The organism is Bacillus sp. FG16 (assembly GCF_057809515.1).
The window spans coordinates 1-5,466 of record NZ_JBMDKC010000176.1; the positions used below are offsets into that span (position 1 = coordinate 1).

Here is a 5,466-nt window from a genome sequence, read left to right on the forward strand (position 1 = left end):
TCACCCCGGTTTCGAATCGAAATATCATTTCGTTAATTATACTTAAAATTCAGATGAATAAGAATAGTTTATTTGAAAAGTAGGAAAAGAGAAGGATTGAACCAACAAGTATTGTACGAAAAATAGACCATTTAGGACGTGGTGTTATGTCAAGAATGTAGACACACTAAACAGAGACATTTCATTCATTAAGCAGCTGTAGATTTTTGCTTTTCATAAAACTTTTTTCAAATTGAATAGGTGATACATACTTTAGTGCAGAATGACTGCGTTTTCGATTGTAAAATACTTCAATATATTTAAAAATACTGGATTTCGCCTCTTCTCGCGTTCTATATTTTTTCGGATACACCCATTCTTTTTTTAATACACTATGAAAAGATTCAATCACTGCGTTATCATAACAATTTCCTTTACGACTCATACTTACTTGGAATTTTTCTTTTTTTAAGATTTTTTGATACTCATGAGAAGCATATTGACTCCCTCTATCGCTATGGTGAATGATGCCTTCGGCAATCGTTTCTTGGGCTAAAGCGCGTTGTAATGCTTGGATTACTAATTTTTTTGTCATACGAGTAGCAATGTGCCAACCGACAATTTTTCGTGTGTACAAATCCATAATACTTGCTAAATACAACCAACCTTCCTCCGTGTGAATATACATGATGTCTGGCATCCATACTTGATTCGGTTTATTGGTTATAAAATTTTGATTTAACAAGTTTGCATACACATTGTATGGATGCTTACTATTTGTTGTTGCTTTATATTTTCGCATTGTACTAGACCGAAGGCCTTCTTGTTGCATCAAACGTGCTACAGTTTTTTGTGAAACACGGATACCTTGTTTTTGCAATTCCTTTGTAATTTTAGGGCTTCCATAAATTTGATTCGATTGTAAATATTCATTTCGGATTTTTTTGATTAGCTGCTCTTTTCTGTTTTTCTGTGAGCTGTTAGGGCGCTCCAACCATGCATAATAACTACTACGTGATACACCGAAAATTTGACAGATCTTCACTACATGAAATTCATCTCGGTGATCCATAATGAATGTGTAGATTACTTCTGGTCCTTGCTGAAGATGCCCAGTGCCTTTTTTAAGATAGCTAATTCTTCCTCGAGCTCACGATTACGCCTCTTTAAAGTGAGGAGATCTTGATTTTCTGGTTTGATGTTTCCAGATCCTACAAATCCGGTACCTTTACTTTGTTTATATTCATTACACCAACGGTGTAGTGTTTTATATGAAATCCTTAAATTTCTTGCAGTTTGAGCAATTGTTTGTCCTTCTTCCTGACAAAGTTGAACAGCTTGTTTTTTTATAATCTACATCATATAGTTTTTTCTTCATAAGACACCTCTCGAACTAGTTTATTTGTTTTTAGTATAAACTCTCTGTTCGAGGTGTCTATCATTTAGACTAGCATCATACTATAGGGTGTATGCATAGTTGAAACTCCGCATCCACCGTAAAGGATAGGAGTTTCAAAATAAGAACTATGTCATCTATTTATCATATGGATAAAGAATGCTACCTTTACATATTTTCTCCATGTTTCTTTCTCAGAAAGCGATATTTCAATGCATGTAATCAGCTGTCCAGGAAGGATTTTTTATGTTAGGTAGAAAACCATCACATTCTGTTTTCTACCTAAATGATGAAGATGTATCAATCAATCGTTCCCCCAAACTTCCTTTAAGACAAGTACTACTAGGGTCAAATCATATATGTATAATATTGATTTTGATGCCAAATATAGAAATAGCCATGAAAGTTTGCAATCGTATCTCGTGGAACTACAATGGAAATATCTTGTCCATCCCAGAATAACTGCTTAATTTCAATCGCTGTACCAATAACAGCACTGATAATACCTGCTAACGCACTTTGTGTAATGACAAGTGCTCCAATTGTCAGTGCAGGAGCACCGCCAAGTACAAGTGCTAAGATACCTGCTACAGTAGCTGCAACCATGCCCACTGCCAAATAAATTTTAATGTCTTTAGCTGAAAATGTAACGACAACTTTTTCATCATCTTTATCGACTGAGAAATTAGACATTCCCTTGGTAACACCTGACTTTGTAACCTTCATATTTGTATTCGTTGCGAATGCTATCCCTTTTTCAAACGCTTGTAATTCTTCAGCAGTAATATTCATTTTCTGATAATCATGGGAAGTCAATACGATTTTTCCATCTTTTTTTGCCAGGTAAGGACTCATTTTTTTCAATAGTTCTTGAGCCTCTTTGGATACCTGTGCCTGTTCAGCTTTTGAAAGATTAGGTAGGGTCATCCCGGGATCCGATTTCTCTGCGGCATAAGACAGACCTGGGACCAGACTAGAACATACTAACGTAGAACATAAAACAGTTTTTAATATAGATTGTTTCAAAATCATCATCCTCCTAAAATATATGAATGGTTTATAGCAACATATTCTACTCCTAGAAATTTTTAAAAGCTCGTAAAATAATTCGTCAAATTTAGACAATTCATATGAAGTTTTATATATTTATATGATCGAATGTAAATCTATATCAGTTGCAGTTCGTGTTTGTATACTCTATCTGTATGGATATGTGTAAATCCTTTGTGTTTCTATCATTCAGTTGTGCTGCCGTTCTCTTTTTATTTAAAAATTGAAATGAGACAAGGTAAATCTAGAATTTTCTCAAGTTGATATACAAATAAATAAATTGACTTATTTTGCCGTAAGCTATATTTTTTGGAGGTGGGCAATTTCGATGAAAATAGATCACAACATGTTTTTACGTAGAGACGTTCATTCGAGAGTATCTTACAACATAAAAAATAAATGTGGAGGTCGATGTATGTATATGCAAAAGGTATATGATGTGATTGGAATTGGAATGGGTCCATCCAATCTTGCGTTAGCAATTGCCATTCATGAGCATCAAGAAGATATGGAGGCATTGTTTTTGGAGAAAAAAGAACATTTCGATTGGCATCCCAATATGATGATTCCAGGATCCGATTTACAAGTTTCTTTTTTAAAAGACTTAGTTACAACGCGTAATCCAACCAGTCCGTTTACATTTTTAAATTACTTAAAACAAAAACAGCGCCTACATGAATTTATTAATCTACGTGAGTTTTATCCCAGTCGAAGGGAATTTGCAGATTACTATTCCTGGATTGCGGGTCAGCTAGAGACATACATCCGATATAACTATGAAGTTACGAATATCGAGGCCGTACCTTATGATGGTATCAATATTTTTAAAATTAAAACAAGAAACAATAGAACAGGAGAAATACAGGAATACTTGACAAATAATCTTGTTGTGGCAACTGGCGGTATTCCAGCTGTTCCACCTGGTATACAGGTAGAAGAGGGAAGTGTGTTTCATTCCCATGAATTTATGCATACAATCAAAACATATTATCCCCATACACATCATACATACCGTTTTCTTATAGTTGGTTCGGGGCAAAGTGCAGCAGAAATCTTTTCCTATTTAGGAACAGAATATCCCAATGCAACTGTGACGTCTACGATGCGAAAATATAATTTTCAACCGATTGATGATAGTGCATTTACAAACCAACTCTATTATCCAGAAGCCATTGATTTCTTTTACGAACTTCCTCTACATAAAAAAGAACAACTACAAAATAGTTATCAACATACAAACTATGCAGTAGTGGATGCCGACTTAATCCATCATATCTATCATATGATGTATGCAGAAAAGGTAAATGGGAGTGAAAGACTTCGCATTCTAGGGAATATGACGTTACAACAGGTCACACATCATACCGAAGGTTTCCTGCAAGCAAGCTTCCAACATATGCTGGAAGATACACAAGTTGTATTAGAAACAGATGCCATTATATTAGCTACAGGTTACCGGAAACCAAAATATCCCGCTTTATTCCGACATATCAAAGATTATTTTGTAGTAGATACGGCAGGGAACTACCAAGTAGAACGAGATTATCAGATTAAAACGAACGATACATTACAAGCAAATATATACTTACAAGGGATGTGCGAAGACACACACGGATTTAGTGATCCGAATTTATCCAATTTACCACAAAGATCATTTGACATTTTACAATCGATTCTTGTATCCACAGCTCGTTCTGTTCCTACATCACATACACGTTAAAATAGAGAAATAAAGGAGAACAATTCATGAAAAATCGTTTACAAGCAACGATCGGTTTACCACAAGCAGTTGCTTTATATATTGGTGCTGTTTTAGGCTCCGGTATCTTGTTAATCCCTGGAATGGCAGCAGAGATGGCAGGACCTGCTTCTTTACTTGCTTGGGGTGGAATGATGGTATTGGTGTTACCGATGGCATTATCAATGGGGATTTTATCTGCCCGTTTTCCCAATGCAGGAGGAGTTTCTCACTTTGTTACAGAAGCATTTGGAGAAAAATGGGGCGCACTTGTTGGCTGGTTTTTTTTTATGTCTGTACAAGTTGGTGCGCCCGTTGTCGCTTTAACAGGTGGTGGTTATTTCTGCGCCGCCTTAGGATGGGAGGACTCCTATAAAATAGGCGTTGCTGTAGGGATTCTCATTATTTGTCTGTTGACCAATCTACTTGGAATGAAAGTAGCCGGTAGCTTACAAATTGTAATGATGATAGCCATTATTACCGTCTTAGTATTAGGGATTGCTGGAGCAGTCCCTAATATAGAATCCAAACACTTTACTCCTTTTATTCCAGATGGATGGTTCAGCGTGGTACAAGCGGCCACCCTCCTATTTTGGTGTTTTATTGGCTGGGAAGCAATTTCTCATTTGTCTGAAGAATTTGTAAATCCACAAAGAGAAGCGATTAAAGGCATTACAATCGCAGCCATAGTCATTGGTATCTTATATGTACTGACCGCAGTCGCTGTAATCGGAACACATAGCTATGGTGATGGACAATCTAGTGCGCCTTTTGTCCATATTGTGGAAAAAGTATTTGGAGAAAAAGGAGCGTTTGTAACAGGAATGATTGGATTTTTGACATGCACTGCATCCCAAATCTCTTATATTGGCGCTACTTCCAGGGTTGCCTATTCTTTAGCAATAAAGGAGCAAGCTCCTAAACACTTTGCAATCACGAGTAAAAAAACAGGTACGCCCATTGGTTCCCTTGTATTCTTAGCAGGTGGTTTTACCATTGTTCTTATACTGTATTCGATGGACTTTGTAAGATTATCTACTTTGTTACAAATACCAAACGCATCGTTTATCTTGACGTATATTTGTGGATGTGCAGCTGGTGTCCGCTTATTAAAAGGAAATAAATGGGGGATTCGTTTTAGTTATCTATCTCTCATTATTACAAGTGTGCTATTTCCATTTACCGGATGGTCTATTTTATATCCACTTCTCATTACTTGTTTTGTTTTCGCTTATTTAAAATTAAAACGTAACTACTCAGCTTAATTAGGAAAAAAGGCATGCCAAATACATGTTTTCCATTC

At 36.0% G+C, this 5,466-nt stretch carries 3 protein-coding genes and 1 pseudogene; 2 read left to right on the forward strand and 2 right to left on the reverse strand.

Features of this window, described 5'->3' with window-relative positions; genetic code table 11:
* Positions 1-181 precede the first annotated feature (181 nt).
* Positions 182-1,357: pseudogene (locus ACODS7_RS30830) on the reverse strand (IS3 family transposase).
* A gap of 366 nt (positions 1,358-1,723) precedes the next feature.
* A complete protein-coding gene (locus ACODS7_RS30835; protein WP_488828402.1) occupies positions 1,724-2,302 on the reverse strand; it encodes a hypothetical protein in 579 nt (192 codons plus the stop codon).
* Positions 2,303-2,840: 538 nt separating this feature from the next.
* Here ACODS7_RS30835 and ACODS7_RS30840 point away from each other — a divergent pair.
* On the forward strand, positions 2,841-4,145 hold the full coding sequence (locus tag ACODS7_RS30840) for a lysine N(6)-hydroxylase/L-ornithine N(5)-oxygenase family protein (RefSeq protein WP_256426389.1): 1,305 nt from the start codon (positions 2,841-2,843) through the stop codon (positions 4,143-4,145).
* Positions 4,146-4,171: 26 nt separating this feature from the next.
* Positions 4,172-5,428, forward strand: coding sequence for an APC family permease (locus ACODS7_RS30845; RefSeq protein ID WP_488828404.1), 1,257 nt, complete (start codon positions 4,172-4,174; stop codon positions 5,426-5,428).
* Positions 5,429-5,466 lie beyond the last annotated feature (38 nt).